General features: G+C 66.5%; 23 protein-coding genes. 13 read left to right on the forward strand and 10 right to left on the reverse strand.

Features of this window, described 5'->3' with window-relative positions:
• Positions 1-63: 63 nt before the first annotated feature.
• Complete coding sequence (locus ABUA37_RS09315) at positions 64-1,128, reverse strand: hypothetical protein (RefSeq protein WP_349898865.1); 1,065 nt, start codon at positions 1,126-1,128, stop codon at positions 64-66.
• Positions 1,129-1,237: 109 nt separating this feature from the next.
• Between ABUA37_RS09315 and ABUA37_RS09320 the strand changes: the two genes are divergently transcribed.
• Together ABUA37_RS09320 and ABUA37_RS09325 are read left to right on the forward strand one after the other, a co-directional pair.
• Positions 1,238-2,458: a sensor histidine kinase gene (locus ABUA37_RS09320; RefSeq protein WP_349898866.1), complete on the forward strand. Its 1,221-nt coding sequence runs from the start codon at positions 1,238-1,240 to the stop codon at positions 2,456-2,458.
• Positions 2,455-3,141 (forward strand): response regulator transcription factor, encoded by a 687-nt coding sequence (locus ABUA37_RS09325; protein ID WP_349898867.1) that lies wholly within the window; start codon positions 2,455-2,457, stop codon positions 3,139-3,141. Before ABUA37_RS09320 ends, ABUA37_RS09325 begins: the two co-directional genes overlap by 4 nt.
• A 73-nt stretch (positions 3,142-3,214) precedes the next feature.
• Here the strand turns inward: ABUA37_RS09325 and ABUA37_RS09330 are convergent, their stop codons facing one another.
• Together ABUA37_RS09330 and ABUA37_RS09335 are read right to left on the reverse strand one after the other, a co-directional pair.
• Positions 3,215-3,622, reverse strand: a complete 408-nt coding sequence (locus tag ABUA37_RS09330) for a rhodanese-like domain-containing protein (RefSeq protein ID WP_349898868.1) — start codon at positions 3,620-3,622, stop codon at positions 3,215-3,217.
• Complete coding sequence (locus ABUA37_RS09335) at positions 3,622-4,254, reverse strand: bifunctional 4-hydroxy-2-oxoglutarate aldolase/2-dehydro-3-deoxy-phosphogluconate aldolase (RefSeq protein WP_349899314.1); 633 nt, start codon at positions 4,252-4,254, stop codon at positions 3,622-3,624. The genes ABUA37_RS09330 and ABUA37_RS09335 overlap by 1 nt, the downstream gene beginning before the upstream one ends.
• A gap of 175 nt (positions 4,255-4,429) precedes the next feature.
• Here ABUA37_RS09335 and ABUA37_RS09340 point away from each other — a divergent pair, with 175 nt between their 5' ends.
• Genes ABUA37_RS09340 through ABUA37_RS09350 form a run of 3 tightly spaced genes read left to right on the forward strand, consistent with a single transcriptional unit; the run spans position 4,430 to position 8,045 of the window.
• Positions 4,430-5,716, forward strand: coding sequence for an alanine racemase (locus tag ABUA37_RS09340; RefSeq protein ID WP_349898869.1), 1,287 nt, complete (start codon positions 4,430-4,432; stop codon positions 5,714-5,716).
• 24 nt (positions 5,717-5,740) lie between these two features.
• Positions 5,741-7,306 carry an N-acyl-D-amino-acid deacylase family protein gene (locus ABUA37_RS09345; protein WP_349898870.1) on the forward strand — a complete coding sequence of 522 codons (1,566 nt, stop codon included), beginning with the start codon at positions 5,741-5,743 and terminating at the stop codon, positions 7,304-7,306.
• A gap of 7 nt (positions 7,307-7,313) precedes the next feature.
• Positions 7,314-8,045 (forward strand): IclR family transcriptional regulator, encoded by a 732-nt coding sequence (locus ABUA37_RS09350; RefSeq protein ID WP_349898871.1) that lies wholly within the window; start codon positions 7,314-7,316, stop codon positions 8,043-8,045.
• Between the two features lie 41 nt (positions 8,046-8,086).
• On the opposite strand, the gene ABUA37_RS09355 is transcribed toward ABUA37_RS09350, so the two are convergent.
• A complete protein-coding gene (locus tag ABUA37_RS09355) occupies positions 8,087-8,470 on the reverse strand; it encodes a RidA family protein (RefSeq protein ID WP_349898872.1) in 384 nt (127 codons plus the stop codon).
• A 71-nt stretch (positions 8,471-8,541) separates the two neighbouring features.
• Complete coding sequence (locus ABUA37_RS09360) at positions 8,542-9,876, reverse strand: MFS transporter (protein ID WP_349898873.1); 1,335 nt, start codon at positions 9,874-9,876, stop codon at positions 8,542-8,544.
• 166 nt (positions 9,877-10,042) lie between these two features.
• Between ABUA37_RS09360 and ABUA37_RS09365 the strand changes: the two genes are divergently transcribed.
• A complete protein-coding gene (locus ABUA37_RS09365; protein ID WP_349898874.1) occupies positions 10,043-10,789 on the forward strand; it encodes a helix-turn-helix transcriptional regulator in 747 nt (248 codons plus the stop codon).
• A gap of 131 nt (positions 10,790-10,920) precedes the next feature.
• Complete coding sequence (locus ABUA37_RS09370) at positions 10,921-11,082, forward strand: hypothetical protein (RefSeq protein ID WP_349898875.1); 162 nt, start codon at positions 10,921-10,923, stop codon at positions 11,080-11,082.
• A 26-nt stretch (positions 11,083-11,108) separates the two neighbouring features.
• Here the strand turns inward: ABUA37_RS09370 and ypfJ are convergent, their stop codons facing one another.
• Entirely contained in the window at positions 11,109-12,002 is an 894-nt protein-coding gene (ypfJ, locus tag ABUA37_RS09375) for a KPN_02809 family neutral zinc metallopeptidase (RefSeq protein WP_349898876.1), read from the reverse strand.
• A 104-nt stretch (positions 12,003-12,106) separates the two neighbouring features.
• On the opposite strand from ypfJ, the gene ABUA37_RS09380 reads away from it, so the two are divergent.
• Positions 12,107-13,048 carry a J domain-containing protein gene (locus ABUA37_RS09380; protein WP_349898877.1) on the forward strand — a complete coding sequence of 314 codons (942 nt, stop codon included), beginning with the start codon at positions 12,107-12,109 and terminating at the stop codon, positions 13,046-13,048.
• A 68-nt stretch (positions 13,049-13,116) separates the two neighbouring features.
• Here ABUA37_RS09380 and ABUA37_RS09385 read toward each other — a convergent pair whose 3' ends face one another.
• The gene (locus tag ABUA37_RS09385; protein WP_349898878.1) at positions 13,117-13,311 is read right to left on the reverse strand and encodes a helix-turn-helix domain-containing protein; all 195 of its coding nucleotides are present in this window, start codon (positions 13,309-13,311) and stop codon (positions 13,117-13,119) included.
• 124 nt (positions 13,312-13,435) lie between these two features.
• Positions 13,436-13,975 carry an ArsR/SmtB family transcription factor gene (locus ABUA37_RS09390; protein WP_349898879.1) on the reverse strand — a complete coding sequence of 180 codons (540 nt, stop codon included), beginning with the start codon at positions 13,973-13,975 and terminating at the stop codon, positions 13,436-13,438.
• Between the two features lie 85 nt (positions 13,976-14,060).
• Between ABUA37_RS09390 and ABUA37_RS09395 the strand changes: the two genes are divergently transcribed.
• Together ABUA37_RS09395 and ABUA37_RS09400 are read left to right on the forward strand one after the other, a co-directional pair.
• Complete coding sequence (locus ABUA37_RS09395) at positions 14,061-15,485, forward strand: TrkH family potassium uptake protein (RefSeq protein ID WP_349898880.1); 1,425 nt, start codon at positions 14,061-14,063, stop codon at positions 15,483-15,485.
• Complete coding sequence (locus ABUA37_RS09400; RefSeq protein ID WP_349898881.1) at positions 15,478-16,149, forward strand: potassium channel family protein; 672 nt, start codon at positions 15,478-15,480, stop codon at positions 16,147-16,149. Before ABUA37_RS09395 ends, ABUA37_RS09400 begins: the two co-directional genes overlap by 8 nt.
• Before the next feature lie 7 nt (positions 16,150-16,156).
• Here the strand turns inward: ABUA37_RS09400 and proC are convergent, their stop codons facing one another.
• The gene (gene proC / locus ABUA37_RS09405) at positions 16,157-16,993 is read right to left on the reverse strand and encodes a pyrroline-5-carboxylate reductase (protein ID WP_349898882.1); all 837 of its coding nucleotides are present in this window, start codon (positions 16,991-16,993) and stop codon (positions 16,157-16,159) included.
• A 75-nt stretch (positions 16,994-17,068) separates the two neighbouring features.
• On the opposite strand from proC, the gene ABUA37_RS09410 reads away from it, so the two are divergent.
• Positions 17,069-18,031: a cation diffusion facilitator family transporter gene (locus ABUA37_RS09410; RefSeq protein WP_349898883.1), complete on the forward strand. Its 963-nt coding sequence runs from the start codon at positions 17,069-17,071 to the stop codon at positions 18,029-18,031.
• A 15-nt stretch (positions 18,032-18,046) separates the two neighbouring features.
• Here ABUA37_RS09410 and tadA read toward each other — a convergent pair whose 3' ends face one another.
• The gene (gene tadA, locus ABUA37_RS09415; RefSeq protein ID WP_349898884.1) at positions 18,047-18,514 is read right to left on the reverse strand and encodes a tRNA adenosine(34) deaminase TadA; all 468 of its coding nucleotides are present in this window, start codon (positions 18,512-18,514) and stop codon (positions 18,047-18,049) included.
• Between the two features lie 26 nt (positions 18,515-18,540).
• On the opposite strand from tadA, the gene upp reads away from it, so the two are divergent.
• A complete protein-coding gene (gene upp / locus ABUA37_RS09420) occupies positions 18,541-19,176 on the forward strand; it encodes a uracil phosphoribosyltransferase (RefSeq protein ID WP_325518691.1) in 636 nt (211 codons plus the stop codon).
• 310 nt (positions 19,177-19,486) lie between these two features.
• Positions 19,487-20,236, forward strand: coding sequence for a winged helix-turn-helix domain-containing protein (locus ABUA37_RS09425; RefSeq protein ID WP_349898885.1), 750 nt, complete (start codon positions 19,487-19,489; stop codon positions 20,234-20,236).
• Positions 20,237-20,249: the final 13 nt, after the last annotated feature.

Consider the following 20,249-nt stretch of genomic DNA (forward strand, 5'->3'; position numbering starts at 1 on the left):
TTGTCCAGCTTCGGAACGGCCACTTTCTGCGCAACCATTCTTGGGGCCAAAGCCGTCTCGTGATCACTTGGATCCCGACTGGGTCGCCGTCGCCTTGAGGGCGTCCAGTGCGACCTTGTTGTCCGCCATGAACTGGTTCTGCTGCTTGATGGTGATGGCTCGCAGGGTGCCGCTGTAATGGGTCTTCTGGCGGCAGTTGAGGTCTGCCAGGGCGACGGTCCGTTCTGCCTTGGCGAGGGCATCCAACGCGGTTGTCGTCGGCTGGCTGTCCGAATTCACACTCGCCCAGAGCGCGTTGTTCCGCCCCGCGAACTGCAAGGATGGCTCGCTCTGGGCGTGATAGCCGGCGTAGCCGCTGTCGGCCATGCACGATGCCCACGCCTTCTCGGCCTCGGCGACACCGGGCCATCTCGAGTAGCCGTTATAGAAACTTTCCATGGCACTTTCCACTGCCTTGCCCTGGGCGCTTCCCATGATCACGTTCTCATTCGGCACCTTGTGCAGGGCCTCACCGCTGCAACCGAGTTTCTGCCAGTCCACGTTCGCAGAGAGATTTGCGGCCTCCGTGCCGTTCAGAGCCTCGTCGTACGCCTTCCGTTCGGCAGCGGAAAGGGATGCCCGGTATTGGGAGTTGGGGTCATGTGCGGCAGTTGCTCCAGACAATTTGGCCGAACCGGCCGCTTCCTGGGCCCGATCTATCGCACCCGTCGCGCCCTCGGGCGTGTAGACGTCTCCGTAGCCGTACTTCTGCACCCATGCCGTGGAGTCGAGGTCGCTCTGCTGTGGCCCAACCTGTCCGGTGGTCTCCGTTCGCTTGACCGCGTGGGGCGTGTACGAGAACCCGTCCTTCTGCATGCACGCGGCAATGAGTTCCTCGCGCTTGAGATCCTTGTGATAGGCCTGCTCCTGGATGTCGGCAAGGCTGCCGGAGAGGCCGGTGAGGCTGTTCATGTAGGCGTCCAGCGGCAGCACCGCGGTTTCTGCGGTCTTCGTGGCACCCGCGCCGACAGTCGGTACGGACGACGGGCTCTTTGTGTCCGGGCTCGAACAGGCCGCAAGGCTCGCGATGACAAGGATGGAGCCGCCGAGCAAGAGGGCGCGGTGCGGACTTCGATGGTTGCTCTTCATGGTTCCCAGCCTTCGCTCCGGATGAGCACCCGACCATCGGGGAAACGGTGGAATGCACTCCACCCAACGGATGAGGTGCCCCTCGTGCACCGGCGCGTAACGTAACGGTGTGGCCCACTTCCTCACGCGTCGCTCGCCGCTCGTGCGCGACGTCATGATCGCGGCGATGGGGCTGGCACTCACCCTGTCCGTGATGTTCGCGACGATGTCGACGGTGTGGTTCCCCTTGAGCCCGGTCGACTACCTCTACGTGGCGATCACCACCGCTGCCGCGTGGCCGCTCTCACGGCTGGCCCCGAAATCCACGCTTCTGGTGGTGGCCGGCGTCGCCGCGCTGCCGTTGATCTGGACCTACGTCGCACCCGACGTGAGAATCGTTCCCCTCGCCCTCGTCGCGTTTCGCGCGGCACAGTTCGGCGCCACCAAGTGGTTCGTCATCCCTGTCCTCGCGATCGCCATACCGTTCGTCGTCAATCACGATCTGCTGTCGTACATCGTCATGGGCGATCTCATACCCGATCGCTATTCCTGGCCGCAGCCTTCCACCGACGTCATGCTCGCCGTCACTGTCACCTCGATCGTCGCGCTCGGGTACGCCGTGCACCGCCAGCAAGAGGCCGTGCACCGGCAGCAGCAGATCGCCGAGGATCTCAACCGGCAGAACGCCGAACTCATCGTCCTGCGCGCTTCGGAAAGCGAGCGGGTGGCAATGGAGGTGCGCACGGCGATCGCTCGCGACATCCACGATGTTGTCGCGCACCATGTCGCCGCCATGGTCGTGACCGCGCAGGCGGCGGACCGGGTTGCCGATCGCGACCCCACGCACCTCCGCACCACGGTTCGCTCGATCGCCGTCGAGGGAAACGAGGCGCTGGCCGCGATGCGGCGGGTCGTGCAGGTGCTGCATCAACAGCCCGACGCTGAAAGTACCGCCGTGCCGTTCGAAGTCGCCCTTCAGGAGCTGGTCGATCGTCTCGGGACGAGTGGTCGTCAGGTGCTTGTGACGGGTGAGGTCGACGGGACCACCGAGGTCGTGCAGGATGCAGTGCTGCGGATAGTGCGGGAAGCATTGACCAACGTTCTGCTGCACTCCGACGCCGAACAGGTCTGCGTCAGTTTCGCGTCGACGGGAAGCGACATCGAGGTGCGCGTGGAAGATCGGGGCCACCGCAGGGAATCGACGCCACGCGCCCATGCCGGGAACGGCATTCGGGGCATGCGGGAACGCGCACGCGCCGTCGGCGGTCAGCTCTCGGCCGGACCTCGCAAGGAAGGCGGGTGGGTTGTGCGTGCCGTGCTGCCTCGAATCGGGAATCCGGTACTCGCGTGACCCGGCCCACCATCCGGGTCGTCATCGCCGACGACCAACCCGTGATCATCACCGGGTTCCGGCTGATGCTCGAGGCAGAAGCCGACGTTGAGGTCGTCGGCACGGCGACCGACGGGCTGGCCGCCGTCGCGATCACCGCGCAACTCCGGCCCGATGTCGTGCTCATGGACATCCGGATGCCCGGCATCGACGGCATCGAAGCGACCCGGCGCATCCTCGACGCAGGCAGTGCCGATGCGGTACTCATGATCACGACGTTCGACGACGACGAGTACCTTCGCGAGAGCGCGCGCGCAGGAGCATCCGGTTTTCTGCTGAAGAACGCCGGGCCCGACCTGCTCGCGGCGGCCGTGCGCAGCGCAGCACGAGGCGACGCGCTGATCGACCCGGCCATGACGCGTGTGCTCCTGGAACGCAGCGCTCGACTCACCCCGGCCGAATCCGTTTCCGCGGAATACCTCGGTCGGCTCACGGCACTCACCGAGCGGGAGCGCGACGTTTTGACACTCGTCGCTCAGGGACTGAGCAACAGCGAAGTCGGCAAGAGGCTGTTCCTCAGCGAAGCGACGATCAAGACGCACCTGGCAAATCTCTACACCAAGGTCGGCGCGCGAAGTCGCGTGGGTGCCGTCATGTTCGCCTACGAGAGCGGCTTTCTGAAGCCGCACTGGGTGACGGGGTGAGTCGTGCCCCAGCCACCCTGCGGATCAGTAGGTCGCGCGTCTCGGCCAAGGGCGTTCAGCCGGGCGCAGTTACTCAGTGTTCGGCCGTGACGAGTGGATCGGGCGTCTGGTGCGTGATGATGCCGTCGCGCTCCACCGCAAAGCCGTTCCGCACCCAGTACTCGTAGCCGCCGATCAGCTCACGCACGTCGAAACCCCGCTCGAGCAGGTAGCGCGCGGTGTGGGTGGCTCCGTTGCAGCCTGGCCCCCAGCCATAGAGCACGAGCGTGCGGTCCCGGGGAAGAACGGAGACGCCGTCATCGAGGCCCGTCGTGGGCAGATGCAGAGCTCCCGCTATGTGGCCCTGGTCCCACGAGTGTTGCTTGCGCGTATCGACGATCAGGGCGCTGCCGTCCCGCTGAGCGTGCGACGCCGCGACGGTGTCGATGTCATACGCGAGCCTGGCATCCACGAAGGCGAGCAGCTCGCTGGCGGAGGCCACTACCGCGCGCCCCCATCGGATGGCTCACGATTCTCGAGCAGCGCCGCAAGCCTGGGCAGTTGCGATGGGTCTTCGAGAGCCGAGCCGACGGCGATGACGCGGGCGCCCGCTCGCAGGAACTCGCCCGCATTCGCGGCGGTCATGCCGCCCGTTCCGACGAATATCGCCTGCGGAAACGGCCCGTGCATCGCCTTGATCCAGGCGGTGCCGAGCACGGATGCGGGAAACGCCTTCAGCCACGTGAGGCCCACCCCCAGCGCGAGCTGAACCTCGCTCGCCGTCGCGACGCCCGGCATCGGCGGCAGGCCGGCGTCGGACGATGCCCGCACCACGGCCAGATCGAGGCCCGGGCTGACGGTGAACTGCGCCCCCGCATCAACCGCGTCCCGCACCTGCTCGACCGAGACGATCGTGCCGGCGCCGACGACCTTTCCGCGCTCGCGGCCGGCGTCAGCGACAACGCGCAGCGCCTCGAGGTCATCCGGGGTCTGCAGAGGCAATTCGACGACATCGATGCCGAGGTCCCAGGCCGTGGTGGCCACGGCAAGACTGCGTTCCGCGCCAAGGCCCCGCAAAATCGCCATGAGCGGTGTCGCGTTGAAAATGCTGCTGAATTGCGAGTTATCGAGCATGCGGTGTGCAGCCTCTCCTTCGGTGGTCCTCGTCAACTATGGATCTCTTGGTGCGGGCTCTGCAACCCATGTTGCACCAGTTGCACAGCACTCGCGCGCGGCGGACCTACTATTGGAGGATGCGGTGCGGGCGATCGCTTCGTTCACCCGCATCCGAAATCACTGGGGAGGCACCATGGCGCGTGCGCTGGGTTTGGATGAACTGGGCAACGAGCGCTTGTCAGCGCGCGACAAGGGTCTGCCGGGGCGGGCGTTTGGAATGACCGTGACGGAGTTTCTGGCGAGCGAGCCTCGGCTCTCGGGATTCTGGACGCCGATCGTGGCGCTCGACAACGAGGCGATCGAGAACAACATCGCCACGATGGCCGCCTGGAGTTCCTCGCGCGGACTCAAACTGATGCCGCACGGCAAGACCACGATGTCCCCCGCGCTGTGGCAGCGACAGCTCGACGCCGGGAGTATCGGCATCAGTCTCGCGACGATGGGGCAGGTGCGAACGGCGCGCACGTTCGGCTTGGACTCGATCATGCTCGCCAATGCCGTCATCGATGAGCGCTCGCTGCGATACCTGGCCGCCGAGCTCGCTGATCCCACGTTTCGATTCGTCTGCTGGGCGGACTCGGTGGCCACGATCGAGAAGATGGAGCGCGTGCTCCGCGAGGCAGGCACGCCGCGACCCGTGGATGTCTGCGTCGAGGTCGGCGCTGCGGGGGGCCGAACCGGGGCGCGCAGCCTGTCGGAAGCCATCGAGATCGCGCGCAGGGCGGCGAGCTCCGACGTCCTTCGACTGGCCGGCGTCGCCGGGTACGAGGGCAGCCTCGGACACGACCGCTCACCCGCATCGACCGATGCAGTGCGGGCCTACCTGGAGCAACAACTCGAAGTGCACGAGGCGCTGCGCGAGCTCTACGACGATGCCGGCGACATCTATGTGACGGCGGGCGGAAGCGCGTACTTCGACCTGGTCGCCGAGGTCTTCGCCGGTGCGATCGCCGCCGACCCTCACACTCTGTGGACGCTCCGCAGCGGCGCGTACATCGTGCATGACGACGGCTTCTATCGCGAGATCTCGCCGCTGGACGACTCGCGCGGCAGGGTGACGCCCGGGCTACTGCGCTCGGCGATGATCGGAATCTCCCGGGTGGTATCGCATCCGGAACCGGGTCTCGCCCTGCTCGACGGCGGCAAGCGCGACTTCCCCTTCGACGAGGGACTTCCGATTCCGCGCCGGGTGGCGAAGGACCTCGGAGGCGAATGGTCCACCCTCAGCGAGGCTTCGATCAGCGGCATGAACGACCAGCACAGCTATCTGCGGTTGACGACCCAGGATGTCGCACTCGGCTCGGTCGTCGCGCTCGGTCTGTCGCATCCGTGCACCACGTTCGACAAATGGCACTATCTGCCTGTCGTGGCCTCGCAGGACTCCGACCGCGTAGTCGACCTTGTGCGCACGTTCTTCTAACCGCACGTGCGAAAGGGGCCAGGGATGCGATTGGTGATGCGCGGCGGAACGGTCGTCGATGCCGAGGAAATGCAACGTGCCGACGTCGCCGTGGTGGGTACCACGATCACCGAGGTGGGCGAGGTCGACGTTCGCCCGGACGACGAGGTGATCGACTGTCGCGGACGCTTCGTGCTGCCGGGGTTCATCGACGCGCACTCGCACGCCGATGGGCTCGTCGAGCACGATTCCGTGCAGCAGTCGCTGCTGAAGCAGGGCGTGACGACCGCCATAGCCGGGCAGGACGGCGTCTCATACGCCCCGGGGAACGGTGCATACGCGCGGGAGTACTTCGCCGCCATCAATGGCGATCATCCGCGCTACTCGGGGGGCGGTGTCGCCGGGTATCTCGCGGCCGTCGAGGGTCACTCGCGGCTCAACGTCGCCTATCTCGTCCCGGCCGGTACCGTGCGCTGGGAGGTGTGCGGCAGGTCGAAGACCCCCGCGGACGAACAGCAGCGCGCCGAAATGATCGCGCTCGTGGAGCAGGGCATGCGGGATGGTGCCGTCGGCCTCTCGACCGGCCTCGACTACGTTCCGGGGATCTTCGCCGCTGCCGACGAGATCGCCGCCCTCTGCGTGCCGGTGGCCCAGGCGGACGGGATCTACGTCACGCACATGCGCGGCGGATACGAAGACAACTCGGCGGCGGGCGTTCAGGAAATCGCGACCATTTCCGCGACATCCGGCGCCCGAGTGCACATCTCGCACTTTCACGCGCAGGCCGGCATCGTCCACGAGCAACTCGACGCGCTCGGCCGCGCAGGCGTAGACGCGACCTTCGACGCGTATCCCTACGGCCGCGGCTGCACGCTGCTCGGCATGCCGCTGCTGCCACCGGAGCTGTCCGTGCTCCCGGTCGATACCGTCGTCGAGGTCATCACGGATCCGGCGGAACGGCAGCGACTGCGCCGCGAGTGGTTCCCCGTCGTCGAACGCAGCGCAAGTCTCGGGGTCGACTGGCCGTCGATGATCACGCTCGGTCATGTCGCGGCACCGGAATTCGCCTGGACGCACGGGCTCACCCTGGAGGCGGCGGCAGAGCGGGCGGGCACGGACGTGATCAACCTTGCACTCGATGTGCTCGCGGCATCCCGCCTTGAGGTCAACGCGGTCATGTCGGTGCGCCACGAGCGCACGGTGGCGGAGCTCGCGCAGATCTTCTCGCGCGACGATCACATGGGCGGTTCCGACGGCATCTTCATCGGCGCACACCCGCACCCGCGAGCGCGGGGCACCTTCGCCCGCTACCTGCGCGAGTACGTGCGCGAGACGAAGACCTGGTCCTGGTCGGATGCGGTTCGTCACCTCTCAGCACGGCCGGCGGCGCGATTCGGCCTCGCTCGGCGCGGGAAGGTTGCTCCGGACTGGGTGGCCGATCTCATCGTTGTGGACCCGCTCACGGTGTCCGACACCGCGACCTACGATGATCCGCTGCGCGATTCCATCGGCATCGATGACGTGATCGTCGCCGGGGAACGCGTGCTCGCCCAGGGGAGCCTCCTGAGCAGCGCCCCGGGCCGCGGCCTCAAGCGGGAACGCGTTCGGTAGGGGAGCCATGTCACAGAGCGTCAAGAGGGCCGCCCGCATCATCGACTCGATCGCCGCGCAGCCGAAGACGGTGGCGCAACTGGCGGCCGAATTCGAGCTGCACCGCTCGACCATGTTCCGCGAACTCCAGACGCTCGAAGAGGTCGGCTACGCCCGGCGCCGCAAAGACGGAACGTACGCTCTCGCGCTCCATCTGGCGACCCTCGCGCAGGCCGCCCTCGAGAACCTCGACCTCCGGCAGGCGTCGTACGGCCATTTGCGAAGGCTGCACGCGCTCGTGGGTAACACCGTGCACCTCGCGGCGCTCATGGAGGACTCGATCGTCTACGTCGACAAGATCGAAGACGCGAGCGGGGTGCGGATGTACTCGCGCATCGGCTCCCCCGTGCGGCCGCACTGCAGCGCGGTGGGTAAGGCGATCCTCGCGGGTCTCGACGTGAGCAGGCGCGACGCGATCCTTGCGGACACGGTCTGGAAGAAGCACACGGCCACGACCCTCGCCACGCGAAAGGCCCTGGACACCGAACTGGATGCCGTTGCCGAGCGCGGTTGGGCCGCAGACAATGGCGAGTTCGAGGATTTCGTGAACTGCATTGCCGTGCCGATCCGGAGTTCGGCGGGCGTCGTCGGCGCGCTCTCCATCACCGCCATCCGTATGAAGCTCGACTTGGAACAGCTCAAGCCGCGCATTCCGGTGATGCAGCAGACCGCCGCGCAGATCGCGCTGGAACTCGGCTGACGCGAGAGCCGTAGACGGCCCGTCGCCGCGACTCTCGAGCGCTACTTGTTGGCGGGAAGCGCGGCGACGACGTCGATCTCGACGAGGATGTTCGCCAGCTGCGAGCCGACCGTCGTGCGCACGGGGAATGGCTCGGAGAAGAACTCCGCGTAGGCCTCGTTGAACTCGGCAAACTGCCCCAGGTCGGCGAGGTGCACCGTCGTCTTCACGCAGTCATCCGTTGTCAGCCCGCGTTCGGCGAGTACCGCCTGCACGTTGCGGAGCACCTGCCGGGTCTGGTCGCCGACCGAATCGGCGACGGCACCGGTGGCCGGATCCTGCGGCCCGAAGCCAGCCGTGTAGAAGAACCCGTTCGCCTCCACTCCCTGGCTGTAGGGGCCAGCAGGCTGCGGTGCGTTCGTGGTGTGGACGGCGATTTTCGCCATGGGATGTTTCTCCTTCTTTTCCGTGAGGCTGGATGCGGTGGCCGGCCGACAGAGCCGGCCGGCCGCCACACTCAGCTCAACTCGTGCAGGCGACCGGCGTTTTCCACGTCCGGCCGCAAGGAAGCGTACGCCGTGCCGATCACGCCGATCAGAACGACGACCGCCGCGAAGACGATGATCGGCCAGATAGAACCGAACGCCAGCGAGAGTGCCGTAGCGATGAGAGGTGCGAACCCGCCAAGCATGTTCGAGAACTGGTAGCCGATGTTGACGCCCGTGATCCTCGCCTCCACATCGAACATCTCGGTGAGCAGGGTCTGCAGGGTGCCCTGCATCGCCACACCCGGAATGACGAAGCCGACGATCATGCCGAGCCAGATCAGCACGGCAACATCCGTGCTGAACAGCGCGAATGCGGGATAGAGAAGGAGCGCGAACGCGATGGCGGCCGCGATGTAGAACCTGCGGCGACCAACCTTGTCAGAGACCCATCCCCAGAAGGGTGCGGCGAAGATCTGCAGCACGCCCACGATCATGGTGCCGATGAAGCCGACCTGCGCGTGCGTGCCCTTGGAGACCAGGAACGCGAGCCCGAAGGTGAGCACGATGTAGCCCGCGATGCTCTGCGGCAGCCCGATGAGGATACCGAGGATGGCATTCTTCGGGTGGCGAAGAGCCTCCACGAGCGGGTTCGTGCGCTTGACCTTTCCGAGCTCGATCGACTCGGTGTGCTCCTGGAACTCCTTCGGCTCCTCGAGCTTCGACCGCAGGATCACGGCGATCACCGCGAGCACGAGGGCAAGAATGAACGGGATGCGCCAGCCCCAGCCCATGAAGAACGCCGCGGAACCCGCACCGAGAAGTGCCATGAGACCGGCGGACGCAACGTTCGCGACTCCCGCTCCCGAGATAAGGAGCGCCCCGAAGAGACCGCGACGCCCCACCGGAGCATGCTCGATGACGAGGGCCGCAGCCGCTCCCATTTCGCCGCCGACAAACAGGCCCTGCAGCAGCCGGAAGAGCAGGAGCAGAACCGGGGCAACCACCCCGATGGATGCGTAGCCTGGCGTCAGGCCGATGGCCGCCGTGCAGAGTCCCATGCCGATGACCGTGGCCATGAGCGCTGGCTTCCGGCCCAGGCGATCCCCGATGTAGCCCCAGAAGATTCCACCGATCGGTCGCAGCAAGAATCCGAAGGCGAAGCTCGCGAAGGATTCGAGGGTGGCTATCGCCGGATTGTCATTCGGGAAGAACACCGCGGGAAAGACGACGGCTGCGGCCAGACCGTAGAGGTAGTAGTCGTAGTACTCCATGAGCGTGCCGATCGCCCCCGCCGCGACCATGCGGCGTTGCTTCGGTGTGGTTGACGATGCCCACGTCGTGGGAGTGTTTTGTGCCTGGACCAATGAGAGCCTCCTTGCCCTTGGGTGCAGATGTGGGTTGTGGCATCGCCCTGAGCAGGTTTCGCGGCGTGACCATTGCATAAGCTAGCACCAAGGCGAACAATGTGTCTATGGGCTTAACATTTTGTTCGCTCGCTTCGCGCAGCAGCTCCCGGATTATGGTGGGCTGATGACCCAGGAAGAATTGGCACCACCGTTGTCGGCCACACCTCCGCCCCAGTTGGCGCACATGGGCACGTACAACTCCGTCGCAGAAATCCTCAGCGTCTTCCGGCCCGTCATGCACGGAATGGCTGCTGCGGCAGGTCCCGGGTGCGAGGTCGTCCTTCATGACCTCTCCGCTCCCAATCCAGATCTCGGCCACACCATCGTGGCCATCGAGAACGGGCACATCACGGGGCGGCAGGTGGGAGGCCCCTCGTCGAGCCTCGGGATAGGCGTGCTGCACGATCAGGGCGCTGACCACAACGCGTTCGGATACCAGGGATTCACCAGCGACGGGCGCCAGTTGCGCTGTTCCTCGGTCTACTTCCGCAATCCGGAGGGCAAAATCATCGCCGCCCTCTGCGTGAACTTCGACGTCAGCGCGATCCAGGAGGCCCGCAACCTGCTCGACGTCCTGCTACCCAAGGCTCCGTCCACTCCGCAGGATCAGCCGAACGAGTTCTTCGGCCACGACCTCCTCGCGGTCATGGATGCCATGGTGACGGATGCCATCCGCGAGATCGGTAAACCGGTGGGCCAGATGAGCCGCGACGATCGGATCGCGGTGCTCACCAAGCTCGACCAACAGGGCGCGCTGCAGATGCGAAAGGGCGTCGAAAGCATCGCGGCTCGACTCGGGATCTCGCGCGTGACGGCTTACGCCTACCTCGAAGAGGCCCGCAACCAGGATGCGCAGGCGAGCGCCGAGTAGAACCGTCGCGCCGTTCGCATCGTCTCACGCACCGCGGGCGTCACTCTCGAGCGTGATCGTACTCCTATAGCGGAGTTCGGCCGCCGTCGCCAGCCCTGGTAGCGGCGCCCGCCCGGTCGTAGCATCGAAGAATGTTGGCACTTGTGATCATTCTTCTCATCATCTGGGCAGTACTGGCGATCCTTGGCTTCGCGATCAAGAGCCTGCTCTGGCTCGCGATCATCGGCATCGTGCTGTTCATCATCACGGCCCTGTGGGGCTTCATCAGACGGGGCTCGAGCAGCAACAGCTGATACGAGCGGCGTGACGACATCGTCGGCTAAAGCGCGCCAGCGCCTACGCCGAAGGTGTCGCACGACGTCGCGCTCCCGCGAAGCCCGGCGAGAAACCACTTCTGACGCTGGGCACTTGAGCCATGCGTCCAGGTCTCCGGACGAACCTGACCACTCGCGGCCTGGATGCGGTCGTCGCCCACCGCGGATGCGGCACTCAGTGCGTCGCGGATCTGCGCATCGGTCACCGGCTTGAGAAACGGCGTGCCGCCCGAATCCTGCACGGTAGAGGCGGAGCCCACCCAGGCGCCGGCGTAGCAGTCGGCCTGCAACTCGAGCCTCACCGAGTTCGAGGTCGGCCCCGTGTCACCATCGCTCGCTCGCGAGATCACGCCCGCGAGGTTCTGGATGTGGTGGCCCCACTCGTGCGCGATCACGTACATCTCCGACAGCTGGCCTCCGCTCGCGCCGAAGCGGTCGCGCAGCTCGGCGAAGAAGTCGGTGTCCAGGTAGATGTTCTGGTCGGCCGAGCAGTAGAACGGGCCGACGGCGCTCGAGGCGGTGCCGCATCCGGTGCTCGTCGACTGGGTGAAGAGCTGCACGCCCTGGGCCGGCGAGTGGTAGGCGCCCGCCTTGAGCGCCGGATACTCGTCGACCCAGTAGGCGTCGAGCGCGGCCGCGGTTCCCTTGACGAGGCAGTCGAGGCTCGCGTTGGCGTCCGCTCCGGTCTGGCACTGATCGAGCTGCTGCGAGGTGCCGCTTCCCGAGTCGCCGCCACCACCGGCGAGTCCGGTGAGGTCGACCCCGAGGAACTGTGAGAGAACGAACAGCCCGATGACCAGCAGCGCTCCGCCGCCGCCCACCGCGACGCCCGTGCGGCCGCGCCTGCCGGCCCTGCCGGCCCTGCCGGAACCGATATTCGCGCCGTCGTTGAAGCTCATACTCCAACTCTGGCATCCAAAGCTGCGAGAGCGGCAGGGTCAAGCACACTCGCATGGCGGGCAAGTACCCTCGATACTGTTCATCTCGACCCGAAAGTATGCCCATGCCTGACAGCCCCATCGCGGCGACGCCGTACGAGGTGCTCGGCGTGAGCGCTTCGGCGAGCACCGAGGAACTGCGCAAGGCATACCGGCGGATGCTGCGCGAGGCGCACCCCGACACCGGCGGCTCCGACGCCCGTTTCCACGCCGTGCAGCGCGCCTGGGAGCGAATCGGAACCCCCGCGAGCCGCGCCATCTACGACCGCGGCCATTCTGCGCCCAGCAGCGGGTCGCGGCCCGCCGGGGCGGGCGCCGCATCACGCGAGAACTCGTGGGAGGAGCGAGCGCCGCGCACCTTCAGGGATTCGCGGCCGTCCGCCCGCTCCTACGGACATCCGGGTGGCTGGAACCGCGAGCGGTACCTGACCACCATCCGCGAGTGGGTCGGCCGGGGCGCCACCTTGGACGACCCGTACGACCCCGCGCTCGTGCGCTCGGCGCCGCGGGAATTGCGCCACCTGCTCGCCGACGCCCTGGCCGAGGAGGCCTCGGCTCGCGCGCTGTCGGGGCTCGGCATCGCGTACACGGTCTGGCACGACGTTCAGACGGATGCGGGCAAGCTCGATCACGTCGTGCTCGGCCCCGCCGGACTCTTCGCCGTGCAGTCCGAGGACTGGGGCGCGCCCGTGCGAGTGCGCAAGAGCGAGCTGATCGGTGAGGCGATCGACGGCGAGCGACCGTTCCACTCCCTGGCCGCTCGCGCGAAGTCGGTGGAACGTCCGGCGCGCGTGCGCTTCACGGCACTGGCCATCACGGTGCCGGATGACGCTACCGAGGAGTCGCTCACCCTGCTCGGGCGCGTGAAGGGCATCCCCTCGGTGCTGGTTCAGCAGTCCAGGCTGCCCGATTTCATGCGCACGGGGCTTCCGGGCGAAGCACCCATCGGCGGCAACGAGCTCTTCGACATACGCACCCGGCTGCAGGCGTCCATCCGCTTCGTCTGAGAGCACGGTCGCTGAGCCGGTCGTGTCCCTTCGACACGCTCAGGGAACGACAAATCGGGCGAACGACGCTAGCCGACGTCGGCGATGTGGGTGTCGATGGCCGCCTCGACTGCGGATTCGGGCACTCGGAACGAGCGACCGAATCGGATGGCGGGCAGTTCGCCGGCGTGCACCAGGCGGTACACAGTCATTTTGGACACACGCATCATGTCCGCGACCTCAGCAATTGTGAGAAATCGCACCTCAGAAAGATCGCGTGCCATTGATTGGAGCCCCTAGCGTCCCGTGCAGGTGCGGGACCTCGTGCACCCCACCGATGTTACTGGAGTGCTGAATTGTCACTTTAGGGGCAGATGAGACTCACTGGCAAGGGGCCAGACGGCGGGATTACCTACCGTCTTTTCTGCCGAGCTTCTTCTTGATCGGATCGATCACGCGGCGCTCCACTCCCTGCGATGCATCGTGCAGCGCATTCACCGTCTGGAACGACGCCTCCGCGACCTTGCGACCGACCGCGGCGCCCGCCTCGGCCGGATGCTGCAGGGTGTCTGCCGCCCGGCGCAACGGGGCGGGAACCTGCACTCCCGACCATGCCGAGAACACCGCGGTTCCGTCGTCGTCTGCGCCGAAGTCTGCACTCAGGAACGGAATGACCCAGTCTTCGAGCTCCTCGAGAGGGACCGGGTCGAGCGCGTAGTAGCGGTGCTGGCCCTCCTCGCGAACGTGCACGACACCGTGATCACGCAGAACCTTCAGGTGCTTCGATACGGTCGGCTGGCTGAGTCCGAGCTTCTCCACGATCTCACCGACGCTGATCTCGCCGCCGCGGCCGTGCGATTCCGAGTCGGATGCGACCCGACGTTCCAGAAGCACCTGCAGCAGGTCACGCCTCGTCGGGTCCGCGATCACATCGAAAATGTCAGCCATTTCAACAGGCTACCTGCACGGTCGTCTGGAGTACCATGACAAGCTGCCGCAACGACGCTGACGATGCTGGAAAGCGAGGGGAATCATGCGCACCAAGCGCGCCCCGCGAGGTACCGTGCTCTCCAGGCTGCGCGACCTCATCGATCGGTTCGCGGCATCCTCCCCCGCACGATTCGCGATCCTCATCTTCACCACGCTCATCCTGGTGTTCACAGCCCTGCTGTCGCTGCCGATAGCCACGGCATCCCGCACGCCCACTCCGATCGTCGACGCGTTTTTCACGGCCGTCTCCTCCATCTGCGTCACGGGTCTCAACACCGTGAACATGGCGACGCACTGGTCGACGTTCGGCAACGTCGTCATCCTCATCGGTCTCGAGGTCGGTGGCATCGGCGTCATGACGCTCGCGAGCATGCTGGGCTTCATCGTCTCGCGCAAGCTCGGGCTGCGCGCGCGGCTCATGGCCGCGAGCGACTCGAACGCGGGTCGAATCCACGTCGGACCGGTGTCGGAGTCGCAGGCCATCCGACTCGGTGAGATCGGTGGCCTGCTCGCGACCGTCGCCATCAGCGTGCTGGCGATCGAGATCGTGCTCACCGCCATGTTCATCCCACGCCTGCTGCTCGCTGGCGCGGATCCGTGGCATGCCGTCTGGGAGAGCTTTTACTTCGCGACCTCGGCCTTCACGAACACCGGTTTCGTGCCGCACACCTCCGGCCTCGCCGACTTCGCGACAGACCCGTGGATGCTGGGCACAATCGCGCTCGGCGTCTTCGTCGGCAGCCTCGGGTTCCCGGTGATCTTCGCCCTGGCGAGGCGGTTCCGCATGCCGGGCCGCCTGTCCATCCACGTGAAGCTCACGCTCGTCACCACCGTCGCGCTCATCGTGCTCGGTGCGATCGTGCTGTACTCGCTCGAGTGGAATAACCCGGCGACGCTCGGGGGCCAGGACGCGATCGATCGTCCGATGACGGCGACGTTCCTCTCGATCATGTCCCGCTCCGGCGGGTTCTCGAACGTGCCGATCGGCGACATGCACGGCGCAAGCCTGCTCGTCCTGGACATGCTGATGTTCGTGGGCGGCGGTTCGGCATCCACGGCCGGAGGCATCAAGGTCACCACCCTCGCCGTGCTGTTCCTCGCGGCGGTGGCCGAGGCACGCGGCAACGGCGACATGCAGGCATTCGGCCGCCGCATCCCCACGGATGTGCTGCGCCTCGCCGTCAGCGTCGTCCTGTGGGGAGCGACCATCGTTGCGGTCGCGACGATCGCCGTGATGGAGGTCTCGAAGGCCCCGCTGCAGGACGTGCTCTTCGACGTCATCTCCGCCTTCGGCACCTGCGGTCTCAGCACCGGGCTCACCGAGTCGCTGCCCGACTCGGGGAAGCTCATCCTGGCAGCCACGATGTGGGCAGGTCGAGTTGGTACAGTGACTCTCGCCGCGGCCCTGGCGGCCAGCGAGCGCCCGCAGTTGTTCCGCAACGCAGAAGAGAGGCCCATCGTTGGTTGAGCGCATTCCCCACGACGCCCCCGTGCTCATCATCGGCCTCGGACGCTTCGGTGCCGGCGCAGCCGGACAACTCGACCGGCTCGACCGCGACGTTCTTGCCATCGACGAGAACGCGGACCTCGTGCAGAAGTGGTCGGAGCGGGTCACCCATGCGGTGCAGGCCGACGCCCGCAGCATCGATGCCCTCCGTCAGATCGGCGCCCAGGACTTTTCCGTGGCCATCGTTGCCGTGGGCTCATCGATCGAGGCGAGTGTGCTCATCACGGCGAACCTCGTCGACCTCAAGATTCCGCAGATCTGGGCGAAGGCGATCAGCCAGTCGCACGGCAAAATCCTCGCCCGCATCGGCGCGAACCACGTCATCTACCCGGAGGCGGAGGCCGGCGAGCGCGTCGCGCATCTCGTGTCCGGTCGCATGCTCGACTTCATCGAGTTCGACGACGACTTCGCGATCGTGAAGATGTATCCGCCCAAGGCGATTCGCGGCATCACGCTGGGTGAGTCCGCCATCCGCAAGAAGTACAACGTCACGGTGGTCGGCGTGAAGTCTCCCGGAACGGAGTTCACCTATGCCACGGCGGACACGGTGGTCTCCAACCACGACCTCATCATCGTGAGCGGCAAGTCGGCCGACATCGAGAAGTTCGCGACCCTGCAGGCCTAACCGGTCGCTAGGCGCCCGCGGCTAGCTCCCGGGCGCGCGCGAGCGCCGCCTCAGTCGCCCGATCGAACAGCTCCTTGAGCCCACCCTGTTCGAGCTCGGCGATCGCGCGCTCGGTGGTTCCCTTGGGACTCGTCACCTGACGGCGCAACTCCTCCGGCGAGCGCCCGGATGCGGCGAGGAGTTCCGCGGCACCGAGGAACGTTCCGTTCACCATGGTGGCGGCCTCGGCGGCGCTGAAACCCAGGTCGATCGCCGTGCGCGTGAGCTGCTCGATCAGGTAGAAGACGTAGGCGGGACCGGAGCCAGAGATGGTACTGAGCGCATCGATCTTCGACTCCGGCACTACGACGACCTCGCCCACCGTGCCGAACAGTGCGGATGCGAGCGCCAGGTCCTCGGCGCTCGACCGGGTACCGGCGCTCAGGCCGGTGACCCCGCGCCCGACGATCGCCGGCGTGTTCGGCATCGCGCGCAGCACAGCAACCGATTCCGGAAGGGCAGCCTCAAAGGTCTCAATCGTCACGCCGACCGCCACGCTCACGACGACCGTGCCCGGGTCGAGAGCGGCACCGATCTCCTGCAGCAACTGCGGCACCATCTGCGGCTTGACGGCGACGATCACAACTCTGGCGCCCGCGACCGCGGCGAGGTTCGCGGCGGGGTCCTGCTCCGTGGCGTAGCTGAGCACGGCATCCGACCGCAGCAGCGCCGCCTTCTGCTCGGTGCGGTTCGTGACGCGGATGTTGCCCTCGACCGTGACACCGGGCTGCAACAGGCCGCTGAGGATCGCCCCACCCATGGAGCCCGCGCCGAGGATGGAGATGGCTGGCAAAGTGGTCTGCATCGTCCAATCCTGCCCCCAAGTTGCCGCGAGCGCCCAACCGGGGGTGGGGCCTTGTGCACATCCTAGGATTGGTGCATGAGCACTTCTGGCGGGAACAAAGCGATCATTGCGGCGATGCTCGCCAACCTGGGCATCGCGCTCACGAAGTTCCTCGCGTGGTTCTTCTCTGGCTCGGCCTCGATGCTCGCAGAGGGCGTGCACTCCCTCGCCGACACCGGCAACCAGCTGCTGCTGCTGCGCGGCGGCAAGGCCGCGCGCAAGGCCGCCGACACGGAGCACCCCTTCGGCTACGGCCGGGAGCGTTACGTCTACGCCTTCGTGGTATCGATCATCCTGTTCAGCGTCGGCGGCGTGTTCTCCATCTATGAGGGAGTCAATAAGCTGCAGCATCCGCACGCGCTCGAGAACGCGTGGTTGCCGGTGCTCGTGCTGCTCATCGCGATGGGCCTCGAAGGCTTCTCACTGCGCACCGCGGTCAAGGAGTCCAACCACTCCCGCGGTAAAGACAGCTGGCTGCAGTTCATCCGACATGCCAAGGCGCCGGAGTTGCCGGTGGTTCTGCTCGAGGACGTTGCGGCGCTCACCGGCCTCGTCTTTGCGTTCCTCGGCGTCGGGCTCTCCGTGATCACGGGCAACGTCGTCTTCGACGCCATCGGAACCCTGTTCATCGGCGCCCTGCTCGTGCTGGTGGCCGTCGTTCTCGGCATCGAGACCAAGAGCCTGCTCGTCGGCGAAGGCGCACGGCCGGCCGACGTCGTGCTCATCCGCGACGCCATCAACGCTGAGGACTCGGTCGAGGCGCTCATCCACATGCGCACGCTCTACCTCGGGCCAGACGAACTGCTCGTCGGCGCCAAGGTCGCGTTCGCCAGCAAGAAGAAGCTCGCGGATGTCGCTGCCGCGATCAATTCCCTCGAGGCCAGAATTCGCGAGGCCGTTCCGATCGCGCGCGTCATCTTCATCGAGCCCGACGTCTATGTGGCGAGCGCCGACGGCAGTGTGAGCACGGAGGCCATCATCATCAAGGCCTCCGACTAGCTCGTTCCTGTCGACTTATCGACGCGCCTCGAAGAATTCCTTCAGCACCGCTCCGCAAGCCTCTGCCTCGACACCCGCGATCACCTCGACCCGATGCGGAAGCCGTCGATCGCGCAGCAGGTCGTTCACGCTTCCCGCAGCGCCGGCCTTGTCATCCCAGGCCCCGAACACCACGCGCGGAATACGTGCGCTGAGGATCGCCCCGGCACACATCGCGCACGGCTCGAGGGTCACCACGAGCGTGACGTCTTCGAGGTGCCAGTCACCCCGGGCCGCGGCGGCCGCACGAATGGCGAGGATCTCGGCGTGCGCGGTGGGGTCCGCCGTCTTCTCCCGTTCGTTGCGTCCACGGCCGATCAGCACCCCCTCGGCATCGAGCACGAGAGCCGCGACCGGAACGTCGCCGGTCTCGACCGCGCGACGGGCGTCGTCGACCGCAGCGAGCATCCACGCCTTGTATTGCTCCTGCACATGACCGGGCATCGCACCTCCTGAAGTAGATTGAGCCTATGCGAGTCCACGTTGCCGACCACCCGCTCATCACCCATAAGCTCACGGTGCTACGCGACAAGACCACTCCGTCGCCTACGTTCCGTGCGCTGGCGGAGGAGCTCGTGACCCTGCTGGCCTACGAGGCGACCCGCAATGTGCGCGTGGAGCCGGTGACCGTCGAGACACCGGTCTCACTCGCGAAAGGGCTCGCCATCAGCCAGCCGCGACCGCTCGTCGTCCCCATCCTGCGCGCCGGGCTCGGGATGCTGGAGGGCATGGTCAAGCTCGTCCCGACCGCGGAGGTCGGCTTCCTCGGCATGGTGCGCGATGAGTCGACGCTGCAGCCGACGATCTACGCCGAGCGTCTGCCAGACGACCTCTCGAACCGCCAGTGCTTCGTGCTCGACCCCATGCTCGCCACCGGCGGCTCGCTCATCGCAGCGATCGACTACCTGCTCGAACGCGGCGCCGTGGACGTGACCGCGGTGTGCCTCATCGGTGCTCCCGAGGGGCTCGCTGCCGTGGAAAAGGCGACCGCGGGGCGCGACGTGACCATCGTGCTCGGCGCGCTCGACGAGCGGCTCAACGAGCTCGGCTACATCGTTCCCGGCCTCGGTGACGCGGGCGATCGCCTCTACGGCACGGTCGAGTAACCGCTCCCGTCGCTTGACATACGGCGTCACACTGTCGGATAGTTGGGTCTATGACTATCGCTTCGCGCGCCCTGACCTCTCATGAGGACCGTGGGGATGCCGGCATGATGATGCCGCGCAGCGCTGTCGCGTGTTGTCGAATGTGTGCCTAATCGGCCAATCCTTGTCGAGCCTCTGCTGCGCTGTCGCGGCTGATGCTCCCGGACGTCGCTCCTCATAGCGAACGGCATCCGCACCCGCACGACCCGCAGTACCGAAGGATCACACCCTCATCATTAGAGGCCCTTCACCCCATACAAGGAATTCACTGATGTCTCTTGCAACCACCGATCTCGTTCGTCCGTCCACGGTTCAGCACGCCGCAGCCGGTCATCTCGCCGCGGCAAAGCCGACGGCCGAGCCCGTGGCGCCCGCTCCGGATGCCGCACCACACGCCCCACGCCTGCGGGCGGTGCCCTCGGGCACCGAGGCACGCGGCTTCGTGCTCTACGTCGGCGTCGATGAGCTGAAGGCCGCCGCGGCCGGCACCGACCTGGGCCACCTGGTCGAGGCGCTGAAGAAGCTCACGGGCGAACTCGTACCGACGGCCGAGACCTACGCTGCCGTCGCGCTCGCCCCCGAGGGGGCCGGCGGTCGAGACGTGGATGTCGTCCGGCTTGCCCTGCAGGACCCTTCCGCTCTCGCCAAGCACCGCCAGCAGTCCGAGCCGGAAGAGGAACTGCGCCGCGGCGGTGTCGTCGTCGACCTGTCACGCAAGCGCCTCATCCTGGATGACGAGGCGGCAGCGCTGACCTATAAGGAGTTCGAGCTGCTGCAGTACCTCGTGCTTCGCGAGGGCCGCACGATCGAGCGCGCCGAGCTGATCGCGTCGCTCTGGTCTGTCGGCGACGACGATGCGCCGAATGAGCGCACCATCGACGTGCACGTTCGCCGCCTCCGCGCGAAGCTCGGCGCCTACGAAGACATCGTGCGCACGGTGCGCGGTGTCGGCTATCGCTTCGACCGTCACGCGGATGTCTCGGTGCGGCACGCGAGCGCCCCCAGCCCCGACATCTTCTAAGCGCACCGCTCAG

The organism is Parafrigoribacterium soli (assembly GCF_040227235.1).
GTDB classification, from domain to species: Bacteria; Actinomycetota; Actinomycetes; order Actinomycetales; family Microbacteriaceae; genus Parafrigoribacterium_A; species Parafrigoribacterium_A soli.

Coding starts and splice junctions, on each gene's coding strand:
- ABUA37_RS09340 (WP_349898869.1), top strand. CDS start 4,430: ATGGCGCGTGCGCTGGGTTTGGATGAACTGGGCAACGAGCGCTTGTCA.
- ABUA37_RS09335 (WP_349899314.1), bottom strand. CDS start 4,254: ATGCTCGATAACTCGCAATTCAGCAGCATTTTCAACGCGACACCGCTC.
- ABUA37_RS09390 (WP_349898879.1), bottom strand. CDS start 13,975: ATGGCTGACATTTTCGATGTGATCGCGGACCCGACGAGGCGTGACCTG.
- ABUA37_RS09345 (WP_349898870.1), top strand. CDS start 5,741: ATGCGATTGGTGATGCGCGGCGGAACGGTCGTCGATGCCGAGGAAATG.
- ABUA37_RS09350 (WP_349898871.1), top strand. CDS start 7,314: ATGTCACAGAGCGTCAAGAGGGCCGCCCGCATCATCGACTCGATCGCC.
- ABUA37_RS09380 (WP_349898877.1), top strand. CDS start 12,107: ATGCCTGACAGCCCCATCGCGGCGACGCCGTACGAGGTGCTCGGCGTG.
- ABUA37_RS09355 (WP_349898872.1), bottom strand. CDS start 8,470: ATGGCGAAAATCGCCGTCCACACCACGAACGCACCGCAGCCTGCTGGC.
- tadA (WP_349898884.1), bottom strand. CDS start 18,514: ATGCCCGGTCATGTGCAGGAGCAATACAAGGCGTGGATGCTCGCTGCG.
- ABUA37_RS09370 (WP_349898875.1), top strand. CDS start 10,921: ATGTTGGCACTTGTGATCATTCTTCTCATCATCTGGGCAGTACTGGCG.
- proC (WP_349898882.1), bottom strand. CDS start 16,993: ATGCAGACCACTTTGCCAGCCATCTCCATCCTCGGCGCGGGCTCCATG.
- ABUA37_RS09425 (WP_349898885.1), top strand. CDS start 19,487: ATGTCTCTTGCAACCACCGATCTCGTTCGTCCGTCCACGGTTCAGCAC.
- ypfJ (WP_349898876.1), bottom strand. CDS start 12,002: ATGAGCTTCAACGACGGCGCGAATATCGGTTCCGGCAGGGCCGGCAGG.
- upp (WP_325518691.1), top strand. CDS start 18,541: ATGCGAGTCCACGTTGCCGACCACCCGCTCATCACCCATAAGCTCACG.
- ABUA37_RS09315 (WP_349898865.1), bottom strand. CDS start 1,128: ATGAAGAGCAACCATCGAAGTCCGCACCGCGCCCTCTTGCTCGGCGGC.
- ABUA37_RS09365 (WP_349898874.1), top strand. CDS start 10,043: ATGACCCAGGAAGAATTGGCACCACCGTTGTCGGCCACACCTCCGCCC.
- ABUA37_RS09410 (WP_349898883.1), top strand. CDS start 17,069: ATGAGCACTTCTGGCGGGAACAAAGCGATCATTGCGGCGATGCTCGCC.
- ABUA37_RS09385 (WP_349898878.1), bottom strand. CDS start 13,311: ATGGCACGCGATCTTTCTGAGGTGCGATTTCTCACAATTGCTGAGGTC.
- ABUA37_RS09395 (WP_349898880.1), top strand. CDS start 14,061: ATGCGCACCAAGCGCGCCCCGCGAGGTACCGTGCTCTCCAGGCTGCGC.